The sequence below is a fragment of the Paenibacillus mesotrionivorans genome, assembly GCF_046098205.1.
Taxonomy (GTDB): Bacteria; Bacillota; Bacilli; order Paenibacillales; family NBRC-103111; genus Paenibacillus_AR; species Paenibacillus_AR mesotrionivorans.
Window position 1 is genome coordinate 49,002 of record NZ_JBJURJ010000019.1, and the last position, 22,502, is coordinate 71,503.

A 22,502-nucleotide genomic window follows, 5' to 3' on the forward strand; every position below is an offset into this window, starting at 1 on the left:
ATGGTATAATCTCCCTTCTAAAACAGCCGGCTTTCGCCCATTTTTTTAGCAATGTAGTTGGCGCTGAACAAAAAGATAAAGCTGACCACCGTTTTGAACATGCCCGCTGCCGTACCCAAGGAAAAGTTGCTCATGGCCATACCGTATTTCAGCACGAATATTTCAAGGTTTTCGGAATAATCCGCATTCATCCCGTTGCCCAGCAGATACTGCGGCTCGAATCCCGATTCCAGAATGCTCCCCATGTTCATGATCAGCAGAATAATAATCACCGGCTTCAGGCCGGGCAGGGTAATGTGGCGGATCCGTTGAAAACGGCTGGCCCCGTCAATTTCCGCAGCCTCATATTGGGAGGGGTCGATGGTGGTGATGGCGGCCAGATAGATGATGGTGTTCCAGCCTACATCCTTCCAGACTTCACTGACACCGAGAATCCCCCAGAAATAACTTCCCTTAGCCATCCATAAGATTGGCTGATCGATAATATGCAGCTTGGTCAGGATCAAATTGATAATGCCCTCCGGCGACAATACCATCAGCACAATGCTGGATGCCACCACCCACGAAATAAAATGAGGCAGGTAGCTGATGGTTTGGACAACCCGCTTAAAAACAATATTCTTCAATTCATTCAGCAGAATCGCCAGCGTAATGGCGGTGAAAAAACCCAGCACAAGCTTGATGCAGCTCATAGCCAGCGTATTGCGGAGTACCCGGTAGAAGGTGTCGTCCTCGAACAAAAACTTGAAGTTCTTCATCCCTATCCATTCCTGATCCATAAACGCTTTGGCCGGTCTGTATTTTTGGAAGGCCATGCTCCAGCCCCACAGGGGCACATACTTAAAAAGAAAAGCCCACAATACAAACGGTATGGACATAAACACAAGAGCCCTCTGCTGGATTACCCGCTTCAAAAATAACGGTCTTTTTATTTGTTTTTCCGCAGCTGCCCCAGGCGCTGTTAGAACTGTTCCAGTATGCTTTCCCACTGCACATAACTCCTTTCCGTCATCCCCACAAGATGTGCAACAGAGGGGAGAGCTAACTCCCCTCCGTTGTTTATGCCTTTTACCACTTGCCTGCAATACGGTCCTGAATGGCCTTGTTCATAGTAGCTTCATAGGTTTTCTTATCCAGCTTGTTCAGCTCGGTGATATATTCATTCCAGGTGGCGTCGAATTTATCTGTGCTCTCCAGAATCATCTTGGACAGATATTTCTTCTGCAGGTCATCGGATTTGGTGGTGAAGATCTGCTCCGGCGAACCTTGGGGAATGGCGATGGACCAGGCCGGGAACCATTTCCGCTCATCGGGCTTGTTGTAATAGCCGCTGAAGGTTTTGGCGCCGTAAGCTTCGAGAATTTTCTTGTCACCGTCGGTATACAGAGCGGAGGCCACCTCAGCCTGGTTGCCCGGCGCATAAGCATTGCCGTCCTTCAGGACAGAATTGTTGCCGTATTTCGGCCATTCGGTGTAATAATTGAAGCCAAACTTCAGGCTCAGATCCGGGTCTTCATGGTACTTGGCTTGGTCGTCCTTATAATAGAAACGGCCTTTATCATCCACGCTGTAGGTTTGGTCCTTGATCCCCCAGGAGGTGAGAATCTGATTTTCTTCCTTCAGCATATTGTCAAAGTATTTGATGATGCGCACAGGGTCCTTGGCCTTCACACTGATGCCGACCCCGTAGTTGGATACGAATCCGGGCGGATCAATGTATTGGTCCTTGATGCTCTTGTCGAATACGATGGGCAGTGGCGCATACCGTTTTTCGTCGATACCGGCCTTCTTCAAATTCTTGAAGGCGTCCCCAACCTGCCAGGAGTAATTGAAGAAGCCGAGCACACGGCCGGAGGTGATTTTGGCCAGATATTGGTCCTTGTTCATGGTGAAGGATTCGGGATCAAATAAACCGACGGCATTCATATCGCTGAGCTTCTTGATCCATTTCTTCTGGTATTCGGTACCTGCGTAGATCTTGGCTTCGTTGGTTTTCATATCCACCATAACGCCGCCGTCATTGGGGTAACCGGCCAAATGGGCAGCAGGGTTCTGCAGTGTAAAGAAGTTGTTGTTCACACCGGCGGACACCATAAAACCAATAGTATCCTTGCCGTCTACCTTCGGATATTTCTCTTTATATTTCTTGATAAAATCGAAGTATTCATCCAAGGTGGTGATCTTCGGATAACCGAATTCCTTCAACACGGAGCGCTGAATCCAGAAGGCGGTGCCGGGATCGGGCTCGGCAATAAATCCTTGGTTTGCCGTGAAGGGCAGCGTATAAATTTTGCCGTCCTTGGCTTTCATTTTATTGAAATAGGATCCATAAACACGCTTAATATTGGGACCGTATTTTTCGATCAGCTCATCTAACGGAATATAGGCGCCCGCATCCAAAAGCTTGGCCATTTCTCCGCTGGCGCTGATGATGTCGGGATAATCTCCGCTTGCAATCATCACGCCCGCCTTGGTTCCGCTGTCACCCACCAGAAACTCCATCTTTACGTCCACACCGGTTTGCTTCTGCAGCTCCTTGCCGATGGTGGTTTCACTGGCCAGCACATCCTTACGGCCTTGTCCGAAATGATAATACTTGAAGGTTACCGGGGAGGTATCCTCAACAGCTCCTGCCGACGCAGAAGGCGAGGAGGCGTTGTCCTTGCTGTCGCTCCCGCAGCCTGCGAGAGCTGCGGCCGACATTACCGCCGCCAGCCCCAATGCCAATACTTTTTTGACGCGCATATTTCTTCTCTTCCCCTCTCGAATTGTAATCTGTCCTGTAGACGCTTTCATTATAGCAAGAAACCGGATACATAATTAGATCACAAACTTTAGTTTATAGTATGAAAACTATATGGAAACATTGGTTTTACCCTTACGTCTCCGTCAGAGGCAGCCCGATTTCAATGGAGGTGCCCTCTCCCTCCTTGCTCTGGATATCGAAGCTGAAGCGGTCCTGATAAATCAGCTTCAGACGGTAATAGGCGTTTTTCATTCCCACACGCTCGCCGATTGCATCGTCCCGGTTCAAATACCGGCGGATCTCCTCCAGCTTGTCCGGGGACATGCCGATGCCGTTGTCCGAGAGCCTGAAGACCAGACGGCCCTGCTCCAGCCCAATGCTGATCCGGATCACCCCTTTGCCCGGAATGGATTCGATCCCATGGATGCTGGCATTCTCCACAAAGGGCAGGAAAATCATATTAGGCACCTTAAGCCCTATAGCTTCCTCCTGGACCTCTATACTGTAATCCAGCTCCTCGTCGAACCGGTATTTCTGGATTTCCAGAAAATATTTGACGGCCTCTATTTCCTCCGCCACCGAAATCCAGTCCTTGCTCCAAGAGATTGATTTCCGGAGCATTTTTGACATTTTATGTATAATCTCTGCCGTTTCGCCTTCTTCCTTAATCACACTTCTCATGCGGATGGATTCCAGGGCATTGAACAAAAAGTGAGGATTAATCTGGCTGTGCAGCGCGTGAAGCTGGGCCTGCTGCTGCTTCAGCTCCAGGTCCTTCTTCTGGATATCCGCCAGATACACATCCGTAATCAGACTGTCGATCCGCTCGGTCATCCGGTTGAACTCATTGGTCAGCTGGCCGATTTCGTCCCTTGCCTCCTCATGGGGAATGGTCTGGAAGTTCTGGTTCTTGACCTTCTTCATGTACTTAAGCAGCCGTACCAGACGGACATGCAGGGATCTGGACATGGCAGCGAGGATCAGGGAGGGCACCACAAAATTGATAAATGCCAGGACAAATACGAAGGAGCGGGACTTCCAAACCTCGTTCAGCACAACCTCCTTGTTCATCACCCCGTGCAGTGTCCAGCCCTCCAGATAATTTATTCCTGTATAACGGGTTTCGAACAGCTCCGATTTCTCCGGCAGCTCCAGCTCCTGGAAGAAGGGATTGGCATGGGGGGGCTCCCCTTCGCTGCTGAATTGCACCTGGCCACCGGGATCCACCAGATAGACTTTCCCGTCAAAGCCGTTATTGTGGAACAGCTGGCCGAAGGTTTTCATGTTCAGGTCAATTTTAAGAAACGGATTAAAACCATTGGTATAATAATAATCCAGGCGCTGGATTACGCTGAAGGCCTGGTCGTCATAGATGAGGCTGGGATAAGGCAAGGACACGGACTTAAACTGCTTGTACCAGCCGGAGCTTTGTACTTCCTCGTTCAAAGGCACAATATACCCGGACAGGATGGTGGGGTTGTCGGTATATACCTTGTAGGACATGGTGTTCAGGACATTCTTATCCGCAGAGAAGGAGCCTTTGAGAAAGGAATCATATGCCTCCACAAAATCGAAGGGTGTACCGAACCGGCGGGCCAGGGTTTCATTGAAGCTCCGGTCGGCGTAGAAGGAATACGATAATCCGGCGGCTTGGTCCACGAGTGCCTTCACCGAGGCTTTCACATTCTCCAGGGCGAGGCTGGCATCGCGAATTTTCTGGTTGCGGATATTGGTGGTGGTCACCTGATAGAACACCACATTGGTCATGACAATGGGGAGGAATACGGACAAAATATACATCAGCAACAGCTTGTCCCGCAGCTTCACATTATTCATATTGAAGGGTTTCATGGTTAACGCCGCCCGTCTATTCTTTTTTGACCAATTTATTCCGGTATTCCATTGGGCTCAGCTTGACCAGCTTTTCGAACTGGGAAACGAAGTAATTGGCGTTTTTGATGCCTACCCGCTCCGCGATTTCATACATCCGCAGATCCGTCTGGCGCAGGAGCTTCTTGGCCTCCTCCACCCGCCGCTCCAGAAGGTAATCGTTGAAGTAAACCCCATAGGTCTTGCGGAATAGCTGGCCCAGATAAACGGGATTCATGTAGAAAAGAGCCGCGATGTTTTTGAGATTCATATTATCGGCATAGTGGGAATCGATATATTTTTTGATCCTTTCGATGTCCCCCTTATTCCGGTCCTTACGGAGAATATCAATGTATTGCGCGGCTTCCCCGGTAATCCGGAGGAAACATTCCGTTAGCTGGGGCAGGGTCCAGACGGGATATTCCTCCTCCAAACGGACAAGCTGATGACGCAATTCCTCCTCGTTGCCCCCCATCTGCTTCACAACCAGCAGTACGCGCTCCACAAAACGGGAGATGGAATGAACCGCAGCCGATGGGGTAAACCGTCCTCTCTGTAAAAATAGCTGCAGCTCCATGGCCGTCTGTGCAAAAGCTTCCTTGTTATTCTCCTCCAGCTCCACCAGCAGGCGGTTGAACAGCCCCGGCTCCAGCTCCGTCTGATCCAGAGGTTTAGCCTTGACATGCTGGTGCACAATCACCCTGCCGCAGCCTTCGGCATACTTATGCTTCACCGCTTCATTAGCCTCCAGATAGGACTGGCGCACCTCGGTCAGCCTTTCCTTGGAGCCGCCGGCGTAGAAGGTAACCTCCTGCTGGAGTCTGCCGGCAAGCTCTCTGCGGAACAATTCCAGCGCTTGGGGCCATGGGGGTTCCATCGTCCGGAGCTGACTACCCGCCAGCAGGGTGCCGAACCGCCCTGGACAGTGCTCTACCAAAGGAAGCTCCTCTCCCCCTGTGCCGAAGGCAGCCCACACCTCCCGGAAGCTCTTCAGGGATATAGGAGCTGTGAAGGGGCCGGTATGGACCTCCACAATCAGAAAGCGCAGCTCCGGTTCATGGGGCTCCAGTCCCAGCAGCTCCTCATACCGGACATCCTCCTCCGCAGGCAGCTTATCCTGGAGCAGCAGCTCCAGCACTCCATCCCGCGAAAAACGCTCCTTGGTAAGCGCTATCAACCGTTTCTTACGGATGGTGCCCGCCAGCTTAACCAGCGTCTCCTCCATCTCCTTCACATCGATGGGCTTGAGGATATAGTCCTGTACGCCATACCGGATCGCCTGTTGGGCATACTTGAACTCATTGTACCCGCTGATAATGATAAACTCAGGGCCGGCCGCCCCGTCCCCCTCTTCCTTCACACTGCGGATTAAACCCAAGCCGTCCAGCACCGGCATCATAATATCCGTGATCACCAAATCGGGAGAGAGCTGCTTCATCATGTCCAGCGCTTCCCCGCCATGCTTAGCCTCACCTGCGATGGTAAAATGGAACTCCTCCCAAGGGATCAGCTTCTGCAGCCCCTTGCGGACAAATACCTCATCATCCACGATCAACACCTTGAACATTTTCCTCAGCTCCTTTCAGCTAATATTTGCATAAATAAAGGATTAAGGCCTACTTTATCACAATTAAACTGGAACAAAAAGGATTGACTTCCGGCAAAATTTGCGCTTTCCCGAGTAAAATCAAAGGCGCCGGGGAAGCTTGTGGCCCGGCGCCTTTGGTTTTATTTTATAAATAATGCTTATGGCTTAAAGTACCAATACCCCAGAGTACCCCAGCTTTGCTGCGGATTTCCGGCGAAAACAAGAAAAAGGGAATGAACACCGGAGACAGCGGCAACGGAGGTCTCCAGCTCCACAAGTTTGCCGGATCCGCCTGCTGTCGTTCCCGCGTGGAGACGGCCGATGAGCTGCCCGTTTGGCTGGTCCAGCCGAAGCTCCAGAAGGCTGCCGGGTGCAGCATCGCCAACGGCTGCCACAAACCTGCTCGCCCCCTCCGGACCAAAATCAACCCCGGACACACCGATCCAGGAGCCGTTTTCCATACCGGCTAAAACCTTGCAGGACATAGGACCTGATGCCCGAGAAGCAGGAACCAGATTGGCGGGACAAAGGCCGGCGCTCCAGCCGATCACGGCTGCTTTCACAGGACGGTACGGGTCCAGCGCTGCCAGCTGCTCCACACCCTGGTAATCCGCCTCCACCTCACAGATGGAGCCATCTTCGTTATGAAACAACCGGTTTAAGTGGGTGGACCGGTAGCCCTTGGGGTCCCCTATGGCCTTGGCCAGGGTTTGGGCATGGTAGGCGATATACCATTGATCCCGGAACTGGAAAACCCCATGGTGGTTATTACCGCCCACCCCGAAGAAAAACTCCGGATTCTTCAGCAGGGTTCCCCTGTATGTCCAAGGGCCAATGGGATGACTGGCGGTCATGTAGGCAATCTCTCCGGGAGGGGGACTGCCTGTTGCCCGTTGACCGCTGTAGAAATTGGAGCAATAGGTGTAATAATAGGTGCCGTTATGCTTGTGGATGCCGGCATCCTCGAACATATAAGGAGCAGGTATGGCAGTGGCCATACCGGTGACGCTGGTAATATCCGGCCCCAGCTCCATCACTCTGGCCGTATCCGGCCATTCATGCAGCCCGTCAGGCACCCCTCCGCCAAAATAAATATAGCCGCGTCCGTCATCATCCACCAGCACGGCGGGATCAAACAGCCACTTGACGTCGGCCACTCCGGGCGTGTCTCTGGTAATCAACGGTTTACCAATGGGATCGCTCCACGGACCGGTGGGGCTGTCGGCGGTCAGCACACCGATGTTGGAGGCATTGTTGGCAAAATAAAGAAAGAACTTGTCCTTGCCTCCGATAACCTTATGGACAGCGGCAGGAGCCCAGGATTGAGTGGCCCAGACTGCGGCCCCTTGCGGACCGGCCACGGGAATGTCGCCGTGATCTGTCCAGTTGGCCAAATCCGCTGAGGACAAAACCGTAATCGTATTGATAGTGGAATAGGAGTTTTCCTTGATCTTGCCCTCCGCGTCTCTCTCCAGAGCATCATTGGTCATGTACAGGTAAACCCGGTCCCCATAAACCAATGCGTAGGGGTCCGCCCCAAATTTATGGGCTGCCAGCGGGTTGCCCTGGGGAGGGATTTTCCCGATAGCCTCTTTAATGGACCCGCCGTTTGCAGACGCCAGTCCGGCCACTCTACGGAAGGATTCCTTGGGCTCCCCATTCACATCGAAGAGAAACGGCCAGTTTTTGCGTCCGCGCACAGGGAAATGATCCAGCCAGGTGTAGCTGTCCGACACCCCCCAGAAGGTAACCGAGGTAATGCTGCTGTATTCCCGGAACAGCCGAAAAATCTCCTCGTAGCGTTTCGCCTGGAGCTCCAGCATGTCCGCCGTGGGTGCGGTCAGATCAGTCCGTTTATCGTCGTGCCGGAATACGGAAATATCCAGCTCCGTAATATGCAGCTGCACCCCCAGAGAACTGTACAGCTCTATGGCCTCCCTGACTTCATCCAGACTGGGGCTATAGATATTCCAATGGGCCTGCATGCCGATTCCGTGAATAGGAACGCCCTGTTCCAGCAAGGATTGGACCAGCTTGTGGATTTTTTGACGCTTCACCGGATTGGTCTCGTTGTAATCATTGTAGAAGAGGAGCGCCTCCGGGTCCGCTTCGTGGGCCATCCGGAAGGCTTGGACGAGATAATCCTCCCCCAGAAGGTTCAGCCACTTGGTTTCACGCATCACTTTATCCGTTTTATCCTCAATGGCCTCATTGACCACATCCCATGCATAGGCCAAACCCTTGTAACGGCCAACAACCGTATCTATATGGCTCTTCAACCGCTCCAGCAGCAGCTCCTGCGATGCAGGCCCTCCGGTAACCGGGTCCGTAAACACCCAATCGGAGGTCTGGTTATGCCAAACCAGGGTATGGCCACGCAGGCCAATACCGTTGCGGCCGGCAAATTCGGCAATTTCGTCGGCTGCGGTGAAGTCATAATGGTCTTCCTCCGGATGAAGCATGCCAAATTTCATCTGGTTTTCGGCTGTAATGCTATTGAAGTGCCGGGTTATCAGCTCACTCTCCGACCTGATGACGGACGGACTGACGGCGGCGCCGATTTTGAAGCCGCTGCTGTAGCTTTTAAACAAAGAGGGAATATCCGGTTTCATGGAAGCCTCCATTATTCTGCAGGTTGACCGTCATCCCCTACGGGATACGGGTTGATGGGTTGAATGGTGCCGTCCTCATTATAGTGGAGCTCGGCATACTTGACGCAGCGCTGGTGGTTAAGACCGCCCGACAAGGAGCTGTCGTGATAAAACAGGTACCATTTCCCTTCGAATTGGACAATGGAATGATGGGTAGTCCAGCCGATAACCGGCGGCAGGATCAACCCCTTGAAGGTAAAAGGCCCCTCCGGTGACGGACTGACAGCATAAACCAGCTTGTGTTTGTTGCCTGTGGAATACGACAAATAATAAAGGCCGTTGTATCGATGCACCCACGCCCCCTCGAAGAAGCGCCTGTCCTCATCTCCCGCCAGCAGCGGGTTACCCTCCTCATCCACAATCGAAAGCTCCTTGGGGGGTGTTAGGAAGGAGAGCATGTCATCCGACAGCTCTGCGAATTGCGGGCCTAAGGCAGGAGCATCCGGGGCAGGCCCTTCCCCGTCCGCGAGATAGGAGCCGGTTTGCCATTTCTCCAGCTGGCCTCCCCACAAGCCGCCAAAATACAGATAGGTCCTGCCGTCATCATCTACCAGCACGGCCGGATCTATGCTGAAGCTGCCGGGAATATAAGCGGGCTCCGCTTGGAACGGACCGGCGGGGCTTGTGCCGGAGGCAACCCCGATGCGGAAGATGCCGTTATGGTCCCGTGCCGGAAAATACAAGTAATACCGCCCGTTCTTATAAGCGGCATCCGGTGCCCACATCTGCGTCGACGCCCAGGGCACATCACGGATATGAAGAGCCTCGCCATGATCCACACACGGGGAACTGAAGCTATCCAGGGAGAGGACATGATAATCCTCCATGACGTATTGGTCGCCGTTATCATTGCTTTCCATATCATGTACAAGATCATGAGAGGGATAGATATACAGCTTCCCCTCAAACACATGTGCAGACGGGTCTGCCGTATATATATGGGTTACCAGCGGTTCATGCTGCGAAGCAGGCTTAATCATTCCTATTTCTCCTTTTCTTTTTCATTGTAGTGAAACGCCTCCTGAAATCCATAGAATAAAAAAAGATGTTTTGGAATTTTTAAAGATTCATTTATACTAGGGTGTGTCTGAAAACTCCGTGGGGAGCAGATTATCCTGAAATTTCTCAGACAGGCCCTAGAAGAAAGAGGAGGCGTGTTGCTTTGGATTTGGCGAATCACCACCACTTGGTTCCCAATATATTTTTATTCGTGGACCGCAAATGCTTCGGCGACTGGAAAATAGGGAAGGACTGGATCGATTTCCATGATTTAACCTTTGTAATCAGCGGCAAAGCCCGCTACTGCATAAACGGTGAAACATATGAAGTCGAAGCCGGCGATTTGGTTTATGTTCCGGAAAACAGCACCCGCGAGGCCCATACCTATGCGGATTCGCCCATGCATGCCTATCCCTTCAACTTCCAATGGGCTACGCCCCATAACAAGGTGCATCTTCCTTTTGGAGTTGTCACCAAAAAGCTGATCACCACAGAAATCCTTGATTATATTCAGGAATTTAAGCATGTCTGGATGGGCAAACAACCCTTTTATCCGCTTCAAGCCCGGGCTATCTTCGAGCTGATCCTCCACCGTCTGCTCAGCAATTATTACCTGCTGTCCAACCCGGTGATGGATCCCCGCATCAAGAAAATCACCACATATATCGAAGAGCATTATTCCAGTGACATCGCCATCAGCCAATTGGCGGAGACGGTGAACCTGCACCCCGTCTATTTGGGGAAGCTGTTCAAGGAATGCACCGGCTCCACCTGTAAGGAATATCTGAACCGCATCCGCATCAACAATGCGGAAATGATGCTGTCCTCCGGGGACTTTACGGTATCGGAAACGGCAGAGCGCTGCGGCTTCCGGGATATTTCCTACTTCAGCAATATGTTTAAGCTGCTTAAGGGTTATCCCCCGTCCGCAGTTTTGCGCAAAACCGGGCTTTCTTTATTCAACAAGTGAATATGCGAACTCCGAAAAATCGGCTCTGCCCCCGGCTTCCCGGGTAGAAAACAGGAACAGGCCTACCCGGGCTCCGACGAACATGTCCATCTTGAACACCATGCTGTGGGACACCCCAAGCTTGTGCCAAGCAGCCCCCTCCATATAATAAAATTCGCATGTATCCGCCTTTTCCACAAAATTACACCGGACCTTTAGCCTTACTGGGGTGCCCTCAACCGCCACTCTGGCATATTCCACTCCCGGATCGTTGTCCACCAGATTCCCGAAGATGGATTTATCCTCCGTTGGCCGTGCCCGCATCACAAGATAAAGCTGCCCCTCCTGCCGGGTAAGGGCAATAAATCCATACGAACTGATTAACAAACAGAGACCCGCGAAGTCCCCATCCTTAAGTGCGCTTCCATCCAGAGTAACCTCGGCTTCGCATTGCGGTCCTACGGTTCTTTGGGTCAAGGTATTTACCGCGTACACCAGATTGGGAGACAGCCTGTCCGTGCGTATCCGGTATACGCCGGGTTGTTCGGTAACCGACCATAAGCCGTCAGCCGGATTGTGGTTCCACTCCCAATATTCCTTCAGGTGCACCCTGCCCTCCCCATCAGCAATATACTGGAAATCGTCGCCGCCATACAGCGGCTGGCAGACGTAACCGGGCCTTGGGTCAGGCACTTCAATGTAGAGCGGCGCCTGTTGCGGAAATACGGGCCAACCCTTCTCCCACCGGAAAGGCACCAGAACGGGGATCCGGCCAAGTGCTCCGTAGTCCTGGAACAGCATGGCATACCAGTCCCCCTGGGGCGTATCCACAATCCCTCCTTGGGCTACACCGGAATTGAAGAAGCCCATATCATCATTGAAAATATCCCCTCCGGCAAATTCCCCCTCCAGTGAGTCGGCGATATAACAAGCCTGTGTCCGGCGTCCCGCTGCTTTGGGCATATGGATCAGGAACAGCACGTACCTGCCGTTGATCTTGTACAGATGGGCCCCCTCATAACCCAGGTAGACCTCCTCCTTGCGGTCCTGCACAAGCACACGGTTGAGGCCGCCGGGCTTGGGACCGGACAAATCCTCCGCCAGCTCCGTCAGACGGATCTCCATATTGCCCGAAACCAGATACGTCCGCCCGTCGTCGTCAAACAGCAGGGAGCAGTCATGGTAAAAACCCGCTATCGTCCGTTTGCTCCACGGCCCATTAACGGAAGCAGCTGTGTACAGATAGGTTTTGCCCGTATCATTGGCGACAAAGCATACATAGAATGTGCCCTGGTGAACCCGCAGAGACGCGGCCCACATGCCTTTGCCGTAGATATGCCTCCCTTCCTCCAGCTTCTGCCCCGGTGTATCGTCCAGCGTCCGGTACACATGCGCCGCCGTTTCCCAATGAATCAGATCATAGGAACGCAGGATGACACAGCCTGGCATAAAATGCATGGTTGTGCTGACCATGTAATACGTATCCTCCACCCGGATAATATCCGGATCGGGGTAATCCGCGAGAATGATGGGATTCTGCATATGCCCATTTCCTTTCCAGAAACTGTTATCGGTACCGCGATAGTAGCACGGGAAATCGGAGCCGTCAATTGCCTCTTAAGCCAGGTGGCGGCTGATCTTTTTACCGCTAAAATAATCTTTAATTTCTCCAAATGTTCTTGATTTTCTTTATGGACGAATGGAAGAATAAGGTCCATTATAGGAATGATAACGTTTTCTCCACATGGAAAGAGAGGCCGCCCATGAAAACCTTTACGAATCCGATTTTGCCCGGTTTTTACCCGGACCCGTCCATCTGCAGAGCAGGGGATGACTATTACCTGGTTACCTCCACCTTCGAATATTTTCCCGGCATCCCTATCTTCCACAGCAAGGACCTGGTCCATTGGCGCCAGCTCGGCCATGTGCTGGACAGGCCGTCCCAACTGGACCTGGATGGTGTATCCCCGTCCAAGGGCGTATTTGCCCCGACGATAAGGTATCATGAGGGCGTTTTTTATGTCATCAATACCATTGTCGGCAAAAAAGGCAATTTCGTTGTAACCGCCACTGATCCTGCCGGCCCCTGGTCAGAGCCGTATTGGCTGGAGGCGGAGGGCATTGACCCGTCTCTCTTTTTTGATGAGGACGGCAGGGCCTATTACACGGGAACCCGGCCTGTCCGGGAAGGCGAGGCGTATTTCGGCAACTGGGAAATCTGGCTCCAGGAGCTGGACTTATCCACCATGCAGCTTACAGGGGATACGTATTCCCTATGGAGAGGCGCACTGCGTGATGCCGTTTGGCCGGAGGGTCCCCATATCTACAAAATCAACGGCTATTATTACCTGATGATCTCAGAAGGCGGCACCGGACCGGACCATGCTTTGTCGGTTGCCCGCAGCCAACAGCTGACCGGGCCATACAAGGGATATCCCCGCAACCCCTTCCTTACCCACCGCCATCTGGGCCAGGACTATCCCATCGTGAATGTAGGCCATGGGGATATTGTGGAAACTCAGGATGGGGAATGGTGGATGGTGCTGTTGGCCTCCCGTCCCTACGGCGGATATTACCGCAACCTGGGCAGGGAAACCTTTCTGGTGCCCTTTGTCTGGGAGGACGGCTGGCCGGTGGTGAAGCCGGGCAAGAGTATTGTAGAGTTAACGGAAACTGCTCCCAGCCTGCCGGAGCACCGCTGGTTGCCCCCTTCGGCGTGCGACCAGTTTGAAGGCGGAGCCTTGGATATGCAGTGGATGTTCGCCCGGACACCCCGGGACACATTTTACAGCCTGGACGCCCGCAAGAGCTATCTGCGGCTGAAGCTGCGGCCGCAGACCCTCTCGGAGAATGCCAATCCCAGCTTGGTGTGCAGACGCCAGCAGCATATGGATTTTACGGCGAGAACCAGGATGGAATTTACCCCTCGGGCAGAGGGTGAGGCCGCCGGGATGGCACTGTTACAGAGCAGCCAGTACCACTTCCGCTTTGAAACCATTCAAGTGGATGGCAGACAATATGTCCAGTTGGCCAAAAACCAGGACGGCCAGGAGGAGATTCTGGCCCGGCAGCCCTATTCGTCGGATGTCCTTTATCTGACGGTAACGGCGCATGGGCAGGACCATTCCTTCTATTATGGAAGCACCCCGGAGGAGCAGACGCTCTTGGCCAGCCAGGTAGACGGGCGTATCCTGAGTACGGACGTTGCCGGAGGTTTTGTTGGTGCATGTCTCGGCATGTACGCCAGCAGCAACGGCAAGGACAGTAATAACTGGGCGGATTACGACTGGTTCGAATATACGGGTGTGTAATATTGAACGTTTGGTATGGAGGCTGTCCGCGGGGACGGCCTTCTTTTTTGTGTATGCTTGGTTTAGAGGGGGACTCCCGCTGCCAATCGTATATGAAAAACCGAGTACAATGACCCAAACTGGGGCTCTGCGACCATTCTTAGCCCGCAGGAGCAGAATAGACATATGTTTCATAGCAATTATTATATGGTTAATATTATATATATTGTCATATATACATTTTCATCTTTCATCCACGCTGTTAGATGCTATCATGTCAAAAGGAAGGAGCTCAAAGGCTCCTTCCTTTTGCATGATCACCTACCCTGAATGAACATGGTGTGTATCGCAGTGTTGTATGATTGGTTATTTCTTGTAAATCCGGTAAATCAGGACGGCGGCCTCCGCCCGGGTTGCCGTACCGTTAGGATGAAGGCTGCTGCCGTCTCCCTGCACAATGCCCTCCTTCACCAATGCTGCCACGTTGGCTGCGGCATAATCGGCCACATCCGGTGCGTCCGCAAAACGGCTCAGATCTTCGTTGTTTCCTTCCGCCGCAAGCTTGTTCACAGCCTCCAGCGCTCTGGCGGCGATGACCATCATATCCTGCCGGGTAATGTCCCCTCGCGGATTGAATCGCCCATCCTCCAAGCCGTTGATAATGCCCAGCTTTTTGGCGATAGCCAGTGCCTCGTAATAATAATCATCCGGCTGCACATCGATGAAGCTTCCTTCATATCCGGCCTTCAGGCCCAAGGCCCTGACCATCAGCACCACAAAATCAGCACGGGTCACATTGCGCTCCGGACTGAAGGTAGTGTCCGTGGTGCCTTGGATAATGCCCTTGGCATACAGCTCTCCGATGGCCTCATCTGCCCATGTAAATCCGCTGTCCACATCCTCAAACACGCTGCTGCCCGGTGCCGGAGCAGGCTGCTGCGGTACTGATGGTGCTTCCGGTCCAGCTGGTGGTGTAACCGGAGGTGTGACGGGCGGCGTTACCGGCGTTCCGGGGGTTCCCGGCGTGACCGGAGGTGCCTCCGGCTCAGGGTCAGGATCAGACCCGGGCTCCTCACTGTAGCTTAGGGTAGTCGCCATCACTGACGGCCCACTGGTGCTCCAGTTGCCGGCTGCGTCTCCGGCCTGGATCAAGAAGGTATACTCCGTACCTGCCGTTAAACCGGTGACGGTGTAACTGCTGGCCGTACCCTCCGGCTCAGCAAGCACGCTGCCATTCCGGTACAGCTTATAACCTGTTACTCCCTTGTTGTCACTGGCCCCGGACCAGCTCAGCACCAGACTCGTTTGCGTAATCCCCGATGCCGTCAGTGTGCTGCCCCCGGTCCACACAGGAGCTGAGGTATCCGGAGCAAGCAGCGTAGTCGCCGTAACCGACGGCCCAGTAGTGCTCCAGTTACCGGCCGCGTCTCCAGCCTGGATCGAGAAGGTATACTCTGTACCCGCCGTTAATCCGTTGACGGTGTAACTGGTAGCCGCACCCTCCAGCTCAGCAAGCACGCTACCGTTCCGGTACACCTTGTAGCCTGTTATCCCCTTGTTATCACTGGCCCCGGACCAGCTCAGCACCAGCCCCGTTTGCGTAATCTCCGACACCGTCAGTGTGCTGCCTCCTGCCCACACAGGAGCCGATATATCCGGAGCAGGCAGCGTAGTTGCCCTAGCGGAGGGACCGTTTTCCGTCCAGTTCCCGGCAATATCCCCCGCTTGAACCGTGAATAGATATTCTGTCTCCGGGGCAAGCCCCGTCACCCGGTAGCTGTACACCGACCTGGTGACCGCCCCGCCGCCATACACGGACCCTGTCACAGACGGCGAGTAAACCGTTTGCGACACCGTGAGAAGCGGATCACCAGCGACAACCGTCAGCGGCAAGTGAATCACGCCGTTATAGATCCGGTATCCGGCTATGCCGCTTTCATCCTCTGCCTCCGTCCAGCTAAGAAGTGCCTCCGTGCTGGTAACCCCTGTCACGTCCAGCCTGCTGCCCTCCGGCCATACCGGCGGGGCCACATCTGCGGCAGAAGGAGTAACAACGGAAACGGCAGGGCCGTTAACACTCCAATTGCCAGCCTGATCCCCCGCTTCAATCTTGAAGGTATAGGCTGTAGCCGGCTTCAATCCAATTACCCGCCAGCCGTACACATCTCCCGCCACCGTAACCGGCTCCGCATCCACTCCGTTGTAGATCCGGTATCCGGCTATGCCGCTTTCATCCTCAGCCGATGTCCAGGATAACAGCGCACCTCCGCTGGTTACCTCCACGGCCTTGACTGAACTGCCTTCCGGCCATACCGGACTTTTTTTGTCATCTCCTTCTCCTCCGAGCAGGGTAATCGTGGGGACGTTGAGAACCGCCTTTCCTTTGGTGAAGACAACTGAATACGGGTTGCTGCTTCCGGAGATCAGCCCCTGCACCCCAAGTGCCTTCAACTCACTGTGCAGATCCAGCCATTGCTGAGCCTTCGCCTTTAACGCCGGATCCTGATTTAGCGCGTTGGGCACAATAATGGAGCTTCCGATCAGGGCCGCCGCTTGCTCCACAACCACCTGGTCGGGACTGGTTGTTGTGTTTCCCGAGGATTTGGATAAGGTCACATTAGAGAACGTAATCTGCAGATCTGCCGTGGAGCTGACGTTGGTTCCGTACAGCTGCAGCTTGGCATTGGTGAAGAAAGCCGGCGTGTACGTGGTAGGCACAGTGGCTCCCGGGCTTCCGCTCATAATGGTGTAGCTGGCGCCTCCGTTTGTGGAGAAATACCCCTGCACATCATTTCCGGTTTTGACTACGCGCAGATAATAATCCGTTCCGTTGAGGCTGGTCTGGCTGGTAGTATTGCTTTTGGTTTCACTGCCTGTTTTGCCGGAGCTGTTCACCTTGACGCTGGTGCCTACCCGGATGCCGTTCAGCCGGAAGAACTCCCCGGTGGAGATATTGCTGATCCCCAACCCTACTTGAGTACCGTCTGTAAAAGAGGAATCGCTCAAGGCCTTATTCACGCTGATCTTCGCCGTTAAGGTCCAGTTACCCTCGGCTGAGCCAGGGAATTGCAGCATATTGCTGCTGTCGGGGTAAGCGGCATCTCCCTTAACTCCAGCCAGTGTAACACTGCCGGAGGAATTAAACGCCAGAGCCTGCTCAGGTTGAACCGGATTGGCAATGGTCCAGCCAACCGGCAAGCCGCCGGCAAAGCTGATCACCTGGGTGGTGGAAAAGGCAATCGTATAGGTTTTGACCTGTTGGCCTTTCACAAAACGGACAATGGCCGTGCCGCTGGTGCTGTCCGCCTGGGAAATGCTCACCCTGGTGTTAGGATCAGTGGAAGAGGCGGTTACTACCGGAATGGTCTCGCCTGTCACCGGATAGGAATAATCATATTTATTGGGATCAAAATTGGCCGGTGGCGCTCCATTAACCATTACCGTATAAGTAGGAATGAACTGTGGCACCAGTGAAAGCTGGTCGGCGTACAGGATATTGGCATCCTTGGCGAAAACCGCCAATGCAACCTTCGCTGTCCCCTCCGGCTCTTCATATACGAAGGAAGTGCCGTCACTTTCATGCCAATCCGCCACCTTCACCATCAAGGGCTGGAAGTTGCTTAAGCTCATAGGGCCACCCTCCAGAACGCGCCCGATAAAAGCACCGTTGCTCCAGTACCCGGCATCTCCCGCTTCACGGACCGGATATGGCTCCGGCATATCACGGCCGCTGATGGGCTTCATGCCCAATTGATTGCCCTGGCTGTCGTAATACACCAGCGCAATTTCCACATCTCCCGGCTGCTCCGCAGCCACATCGAAGCTTTCCGGGCGGCTCTTCATGGACAGGAAATAACCCTTGAAGTCGTAGCTTTCCCCCTTCTCCAGCTTGCCGGTGACATCCTGCCACATACCGTCATACTGGCCCGGTGCTTCCGTGCGGTTGGCGATTTTGGCCGAGCCGGCTACCTTGGAGGTGGAGCCGTTCTTCAGGTACCGGGAGAGCCCGGAATAGCTTTGAATGGTATCTGCGCTCAGAACTGGCCCGGTTACGGTGCGGGTGAAGACACCGTTGTCATATCGGCCCGTAGTCCAATTATCTGCCGAAGCCGCTGTAGCCGTGTCAAAATCCCCGTTCAGGAGAAGATTGCCCGGTATGGCAACCGTAGAATTGTTGGCCGCTGTACTCCAGTCGGAATCATTGGCCCCAAATAAGAAACGGTCGATTACAACAGATCCTGCGGATGCGGACACAATATACAGATCCTTCAGCCCGTAAGCACTGAGGTCCCCGGTTTCCACCATGTCCTGATACTTGCCGAACTGGCTTCCCGCAGGTACGTTGATATCCGCTACCTTGCGGCCCTTGGCCATAATGTCGCTTGCCCCGGCCACAGCTGTTCCCGGCGGAAGCACATAAGCCTCAAGACTGCCGCCTTCAGCGGATTTGGCCTGTGCGGTCAGATACAGGAGATGCCGACGCACAACACCGCCATTGGCGGAGCCGTCTGCAAAGTTCAAATTTTTGTACGCCAGATAGCCGCTGTTGGCAAGTGTAACGGCTTCATTGCTCCGTCCGGCGTTCCCTGTTGTATCCCCGGTTATCCCGTTATCATTGCTCTCGGCTTCCAAGGAGGAGAAAATATCCCGTTCCCCGTCCAGGCCGTTGAAGCTGGCATAGGTGCCGTTGGAGGGAACCACAGTTACAATACTGGCGGAGGGGATATCGATGGTGAACTTGCCTCCACTGACGGGAATGGTCCCCAGCTTCTTCTGATTTTCGCTGCCGGTTGTGCGGAACACCGTCACGCTGTTGGTTCCGGCGGGGAAATCCTGCAGGGTAAACGCCAAGGGTTGGACGCTGTCGTCATTTTTGGCATTGGTGATGGTAATGGAATAATCCTTGCTCTTGTCATTCTTGAACCCGACAATGTTGATGTCCTCCACCGGGCTGCGGGTCACATCCATTCGTTTGTCGCCGGGGTTCATAAACCGGGAGAAATGCCCGTAGCCGTAAAACCGCTTAAAGATCCGGTATTCCCCGGTAAGGGTGCTGGTCCGCCCCGGCTCCTGCTGGGAGTTGTTGGTGACGAAACGAATCAGATCGGAACCGTCCGCCCCGTTGCTGTCCCACATGCTCCACCAGACGAAGCCGTTAAAGCCGGGATTGCTGGTGAACATATTGGTCATCAAGTTCGACCAGCGCACAGCATCGTTGATATTTTGGTTGCCGTACCGCTGGGTGTACGCCCCGGCGGAGCCGTCCCCGGTATCCTGGTTCATAAATTCGGCCTGCCACAGCTTGTAACGGGTCAAATATTCGGGGTACTTGGCACTGTCGGTGGTGTAATCCAGAGGCCGCTGGGCAAAATCCCCAGTATGATACAGCTTGTTTTCATCAGTACCGATACCAACCGTTCCATACAAGTGGGTGGTGAACACATCCAGAAACGGATTTTTCGGCGTTGCCGTTGCTTCATCTGTTTCGGAGAAGACCTTCCCGCCTCTGCTGATGGACGCCGCCAGATTCGTGCCATCCACAGCCGCCAGTTGAGGTGTGAAGTCGATAGCCTTGCCCTTGGGGTCCTTGATTTCATATAAGGCGCCGCCGGGCTCCACAGCCTTCTTCAGGGAGGGGCCTACGTAATCGTCAATGATTTCCTTGACATAATCAGCGGTTCCCCCGGCCAGATCCACCTCGTTGAAGGGATTGATGTGGGTGATAGGAATGCCCCATTGCTCCCACATGCCCTTGATGTAATGAACCAGATAATCCGCGAAGGCCTGGTAATAAATTTTCACATCCTTGCCGTCAATATTGGCCATGTCGCTGCGGATGATTTTGCTTGGCGCATTGGTGGAGGAATTGCTCATCCAGTAGGGCACGGTCCATACGCAGGCATAAAATTGCTTCACCCCATATTGCTGGGCCTGCAGCATGGTCCATACCTGGTCGAAGTCGAACAGCTCCTTCCGGGTGCGGGAGGTATTCTTGATCACCACTGGAGCCTCTCCCGGTGCGCTGAGCAAATTGGTCGGACCGCCACTATCATTGCCGATGGGTATATTCCAGGATGGATAATTCCAGACGAAATCCGTAAGCGGCACCAGCGTTCCCTTGGGATGCTCCGGCTCCACCGGCCAGATGCTGTCCGTATTGCCGTCGTAATACCGGTTTTCCGCTTCCATTTTATAGCCGTATTGCCCTGCAGTGCCTCTCATGGGGATAGCATTACCGCCTATGTCGAAGCCCGGTTTAGTTACGTCGGCCAATAGACCGGTCACCGGGTTGAAGCCGGGACTGGAGGCGGTTCCGTTGGCAGTGAGACCTCCGTTGTCGCCGATGATGACCCGTACAATATCATGCCCTGTGCCGTTTTTCTCATCGAAAGTCAAATTGAGCAGCTTACGGACGGTATCCTGGTGTCCGGCAGTCGCCAGCTGCATCATATGAACGGAATCTGTATAGGCATACGCAGCGCCTACCCCGTCCATCGTCTGATGCGTATCGTACCAGCTGGCGGTTACCGGGGCGGCAGCCGCCGCCTGAACCCGGGTGGCGAACGGAGCCGGAGCGGCGATGGATGCCGCCAGCGCCATCACTGTCACAGAAGCCAGTGTCTTTCGCCGGATGAAATTATTCATGTTTTGCAATTCCTCCTTTGTTTTCTGAATGCGCTTACAAACCCTTCAGAAGCACTGCGTCCAAGCTGATATCATCGTAACAACCCCCTATTCAACTTTAAATAGGAGGAATGCACGAATCATTATAAAATAGCACGAAGATTTCCTTATTTGATTAAATCGGTGGGATTCATTCCGGTGAGCTTCTTGAAGAGAGTGCTGAAATACGGCACATTCTTGTAGCCTACCTGCTCAGCCACCTCATACACCAGAAGATTCCCTACAGTCAGCAGCTCCCGGGCTTTTTCAATCCGGACGCGGGTCAGATAGGTATTGAAGGTCTCTCCGGTAATGTTCTTGAAAATAATGGAAAGATGATTCCGTGAAATAAAAACCTTGTCCGACAGATCAGCCAGCGTCAGATCCTCCGCATAATGCTCATGGATATATTGGGTCATAAAATCCACTACCTTGCGGTGTTTGCTGCTGCCCTTCCACTGCCTGCTGCCGCAGATGACGGATATCTTCTCCTGAAGCCACAGCTGCAGCTGCTCCGGCTGGGTCAGCTCCTTAATTTCTCTGGCGATGAGCTCGTTGTTAAACAGCTCCTCCAGCACCTGCCCCACCTCATACAAACAATACGCAATAATCCCCCACAGCTCGCTGCCCAGCATCCGGACGTAATCCGGCGTTATTCCCGCCTGATTCCGCAGCCCGCTTGTCAACTCGGCCACCAGCTGCTGAGCATCCCCCTCCTGGGCGGACTTGATAGCGTTAGCCAGCTCATAGGAAACCTTTACCGGCAGCAGAACAGCCGGATTATCCCCGCTCTCCCCAATTCCCTTGTACACAAACAATTCGCTGCTGCCGGGCACCCGGGTATGCCGGGTATCCATCGCCCGAAAGGCCTCTTCCGTGGAATCCGGGATACGGGTCCAGACGTTTTTAATGCTGCCGATTCCCACCCGGCAGGCCAGCTTCAAATAGCTCTGGATGCTGTCGATGAAGCGGGCTCCCAGCTCCTCCATGGCTTTTTGGGCCTGTTCGGTCTGGCCTGCCTGTGGATGGATAATAAGCACGGCCCTGGTGCTGTGGAGCTCGGCATATTCCACAAACGGGAAGGTTCTCCGCGCCCATTCGCAGACAATATTGCTGACGGCAAACCGGAACAGATTCCAGTCGGACAAGGAGCATTGGCAGGCCCTGCCCTCCCGGACCAGCTCGATGCCCATCACCGCATGGTGGCAGCTTTCCCAGTAGCGGTAAGGTTTGGGCAGATGTGTGCCGTAGGAGCTGTCCAAGGTCCCCACCGCCGCGGAGCGAACCCATTCCTTCTCGATGAAAGGTTCGTAGAGCATCAGCTTCTGCTCCAGCTCCCCCTGCTTCATCCGTTTCTCCTCCTCCGCCGTCAGCTCCTGGATAACCTTGGCGAGGATGGTCTTCAGTGTCGGAATGCTGATGGGTTTGGATACATAATCGCTGACGTTAAAGCGCAAGGCCTGGCGGGCATATTCGAAGTCGGAATAGCCGCTCAGTATAATGAACTTGCCGCTGAAGCCTTCCTTGCGCAATTGCTCGATCATATCCAGACCGTTAATCAAGGGCATATAAATATCGGTAATGACAATGTCCGGCTGGGCCGAACGGATGATGTTCAGCCCATCTGCCCCGTTCATGGCTTCGCCCGACCATTCCGCATCCAGCTCTTCCCAGGGAATGGCCCGTTTCATCCCCTGCAGCACCTGGCGCTCGTCATCGATAATCGCAATTTTCCACACTGTCCTTC

Annotated in this window: 11 protein-coding genes; 2 read left to right on the plus strand and 9 right to left on the minus strand. The window is 53.7% G+C overall.

All coding sequences use genetic code 11. The annotated features are described in order from the left end of the window. Positions 1-17 precede the first annotated feature (17 nt). From ACI1P1_RS24775 to ACI1P1_RS24800, 6 genes are all read right to left on the minus strand, one after another. Entirely contained in the window at positions 18-932 is a 915-nt protein-coding gene (locus tag ACI1P1_RS24775; RefSeq protein ID WP_416219224.1) for an ABC transporter permease, read from the minus strand. A gap of 136 nt (positions 933-1,068) precedes the next feature. Next, positions 1,069-2,745, minus strand: a complete 1,677-nt coding sequence (locus ACI1P1_RS24780; protein WP_416219157.1) for an ABC transporter substrate-binding protein — start codon at positions 2,743-2,745, stop codon at positions 1,069-1,071. Positions 2,746-2,878: 133 nt separating this feature from the next. Next, on the minus strand, positions 2,879-4,597 hold the full coding sequence (locus ACI1P1_RS24785; protein WP_416219159.1) for a sensor histidine kinase: 1,719 nt from the start codon (positions 4,595-4,597) through the stop codon (positions 2,879-2,881). Positions 4,598-4,613: 16 nt separating this feature from the next. Next, a complete protein-coding gene (locus tag ACI1P1_RS24790) occupies positions 4,614-6,182 on the minus strand; it encodes a response regulator transcription factor (RefSeq protein ID WP_416219160.1) in 1,569 nt (522 codons plus the stop codon). Between the two features lie 179 nt (positions 6,183-6,361). Next, the gene (locus ACI1P1_RS24795; protein WP_416219161.1) at positions 6,362-8,815 is read right to left on the minus strand and encodes an endo-1,4-beta-xylanase; all 2,454 of its coding nucleotides are present in this window, start codon (positions 8,813-8,815) and stop codon (positions 6,362-6,364) included. Between the two features lie 11 nt (positions 8,816-8,826). Further along, the gene (locus ACI1P1_RS24800; RefSeq protein ID WP_416219162.1) at positions 8,827-9,834 is read right to left on the minus strand and encodes a glycoside hydrolase family 43 protein; all 1,008 of its coding nucleotides are present in this window, start codon (positions 9,832-9,834) and stop codon (positions 8,827-8,829) included. Positions 9,835-10,016: 182 nt separating this feature from the next. On the opposite strand from ACI1P1_RS24800, the gene ACI1P1_RS24805 reads away from it, so the two are divergent. Further along, positions 10,017-10,823: an AraC family transcriptional regulator gene (locus ACI1P1_RS24805; protein ID WP_416219163.1), complete on the plus strand. Its 807-nt coding sequence runs from the start codon at positions 10,017-10,019 to the stop codon at positions 10,821-10,823. Here the strand turns inward: ACI1P1_RS24805 and ACI1P1_RS24810 are convergent. Beyond that, the gene (locus ACI1P1_RS24810) at positions 10,809-12,344 is read right to left on the minus strand and encodes a glycoside hydrolase family 43 protein (RefSeq protein WP_416219164.1); all 1,536 of its coding nucleotides are present in this window, start codon (positions 12,342-12,344) and stop codon (positions 10,809-10,811) included. The genes ACI1P1_RS24805 and ACI1P1_RS24810 overlap by 15 nt on opposite strands. A 221-nt stretch (positions 12,345-12,565) precedes the next feature. Here ACI1P1_RS24810 and ACI1P1_RS24815 point away from each other — a divergent pair, with 221 nt between their 5' ends. Beyond that, positions 12,566-14,113 carry a glycoside hydrolase family 43 protein gene (locus ACI1P1_RS24815; RefSeq protein WP_416219165.1) on the plus strand — a complete coding sequence of 516 codons (1,548 nt, stop codon included), beginning with the start codon at positions 12,566-12,568 and terminating at the stop codon, positions 14,111-14,113. Positions 14,114-14,458: 345 nt separating this feature from the next. On the opposite strand, the gene ACI1P1_RS24820 is transcribed toward ACI1P1_RS24815, so the two are convergent. Continuing rightward, positions 14,459-20,737, minus strand: a complete 6,279-nt coding sequence (locus ACI1P1_RS24820) for a fibronectin type III domain-containing protein (protein WP_416219166.1) — start codon at positions 20,735-20,737, stop codon at positions 14,459-14,461. A gap of 146 nt (positions 20,738-20,883) precedes the next feature. Next, on the minus strand, positions 20,884-22,494 hold the full coding sequence (locus ACI1P1_RS24825) for a response regulator transcription factor (protein WP_416219167.1): 1,611 nt from the start codon (positions 22,492-22,494) through the stop codon (positions 20,884-20,886). Positions 22,495-22,502 lie beyond the last annotated feature (8 nt).

Coding starts and splice junctions, on each gene's coding strand:
- ACI1P1_RS24800 (WP_416219162.1), bottom strand. CDS start 9,834: ATGATTAAGCCTGCTTCGCAGCATGAACCGCTGGTAACCCATATATAT.
- ACI1P1_RS24820 (WP_416219166.1), bottom strand. CDS start 20,737: ATGAATAATTTCATCCGGCGAAAGACACTGGCTTCTGTGACAGTGATG.
- ACI1P1_RS24815 (WP_416219165.1), top strand. CDS start 12,566: ATGAAAACCTTTACGAATCCGATTTTGCCCGGTTTTTACCCGGACCCG.
- ACI1P1_RS24810 (WP_416219164.1), bottom strand. CDS start 12,344: ATGCAGAATCCCATCATTCTCGCGGATTACCCCGATCCGGATATTATC.
- ACI1P1_RS24780 (WP_416219157.1), bottom strand. CDS start 2,745: ATGCGCGTCAAAAAAGTATTGGCATTGGGGCTGGCGGCGGTAATGTCG.
- ACI1P1_RS24785 (WP_416219159.1), bottom strand. CDS start 4,597: ATGAAACCCTTCAATATGAATAATGTGAAGCTGCGGGACAAGCTGTTG.
- ACI1P1_RS24795 (WP_416219161.1), bottom strand. CDS start 8,815: ATGAAACCGGATATTCCCTCTTTGTTTAAAAGCTACAGCAGCGGCTTC.
- ACI1P1_RS24790 (WP_416219160.1), bottom strand. CDS start 6,182: ATGTTCAAGGTGTTGATCGTGGATGATGAGGTATTTGTCCGCAAGGGG.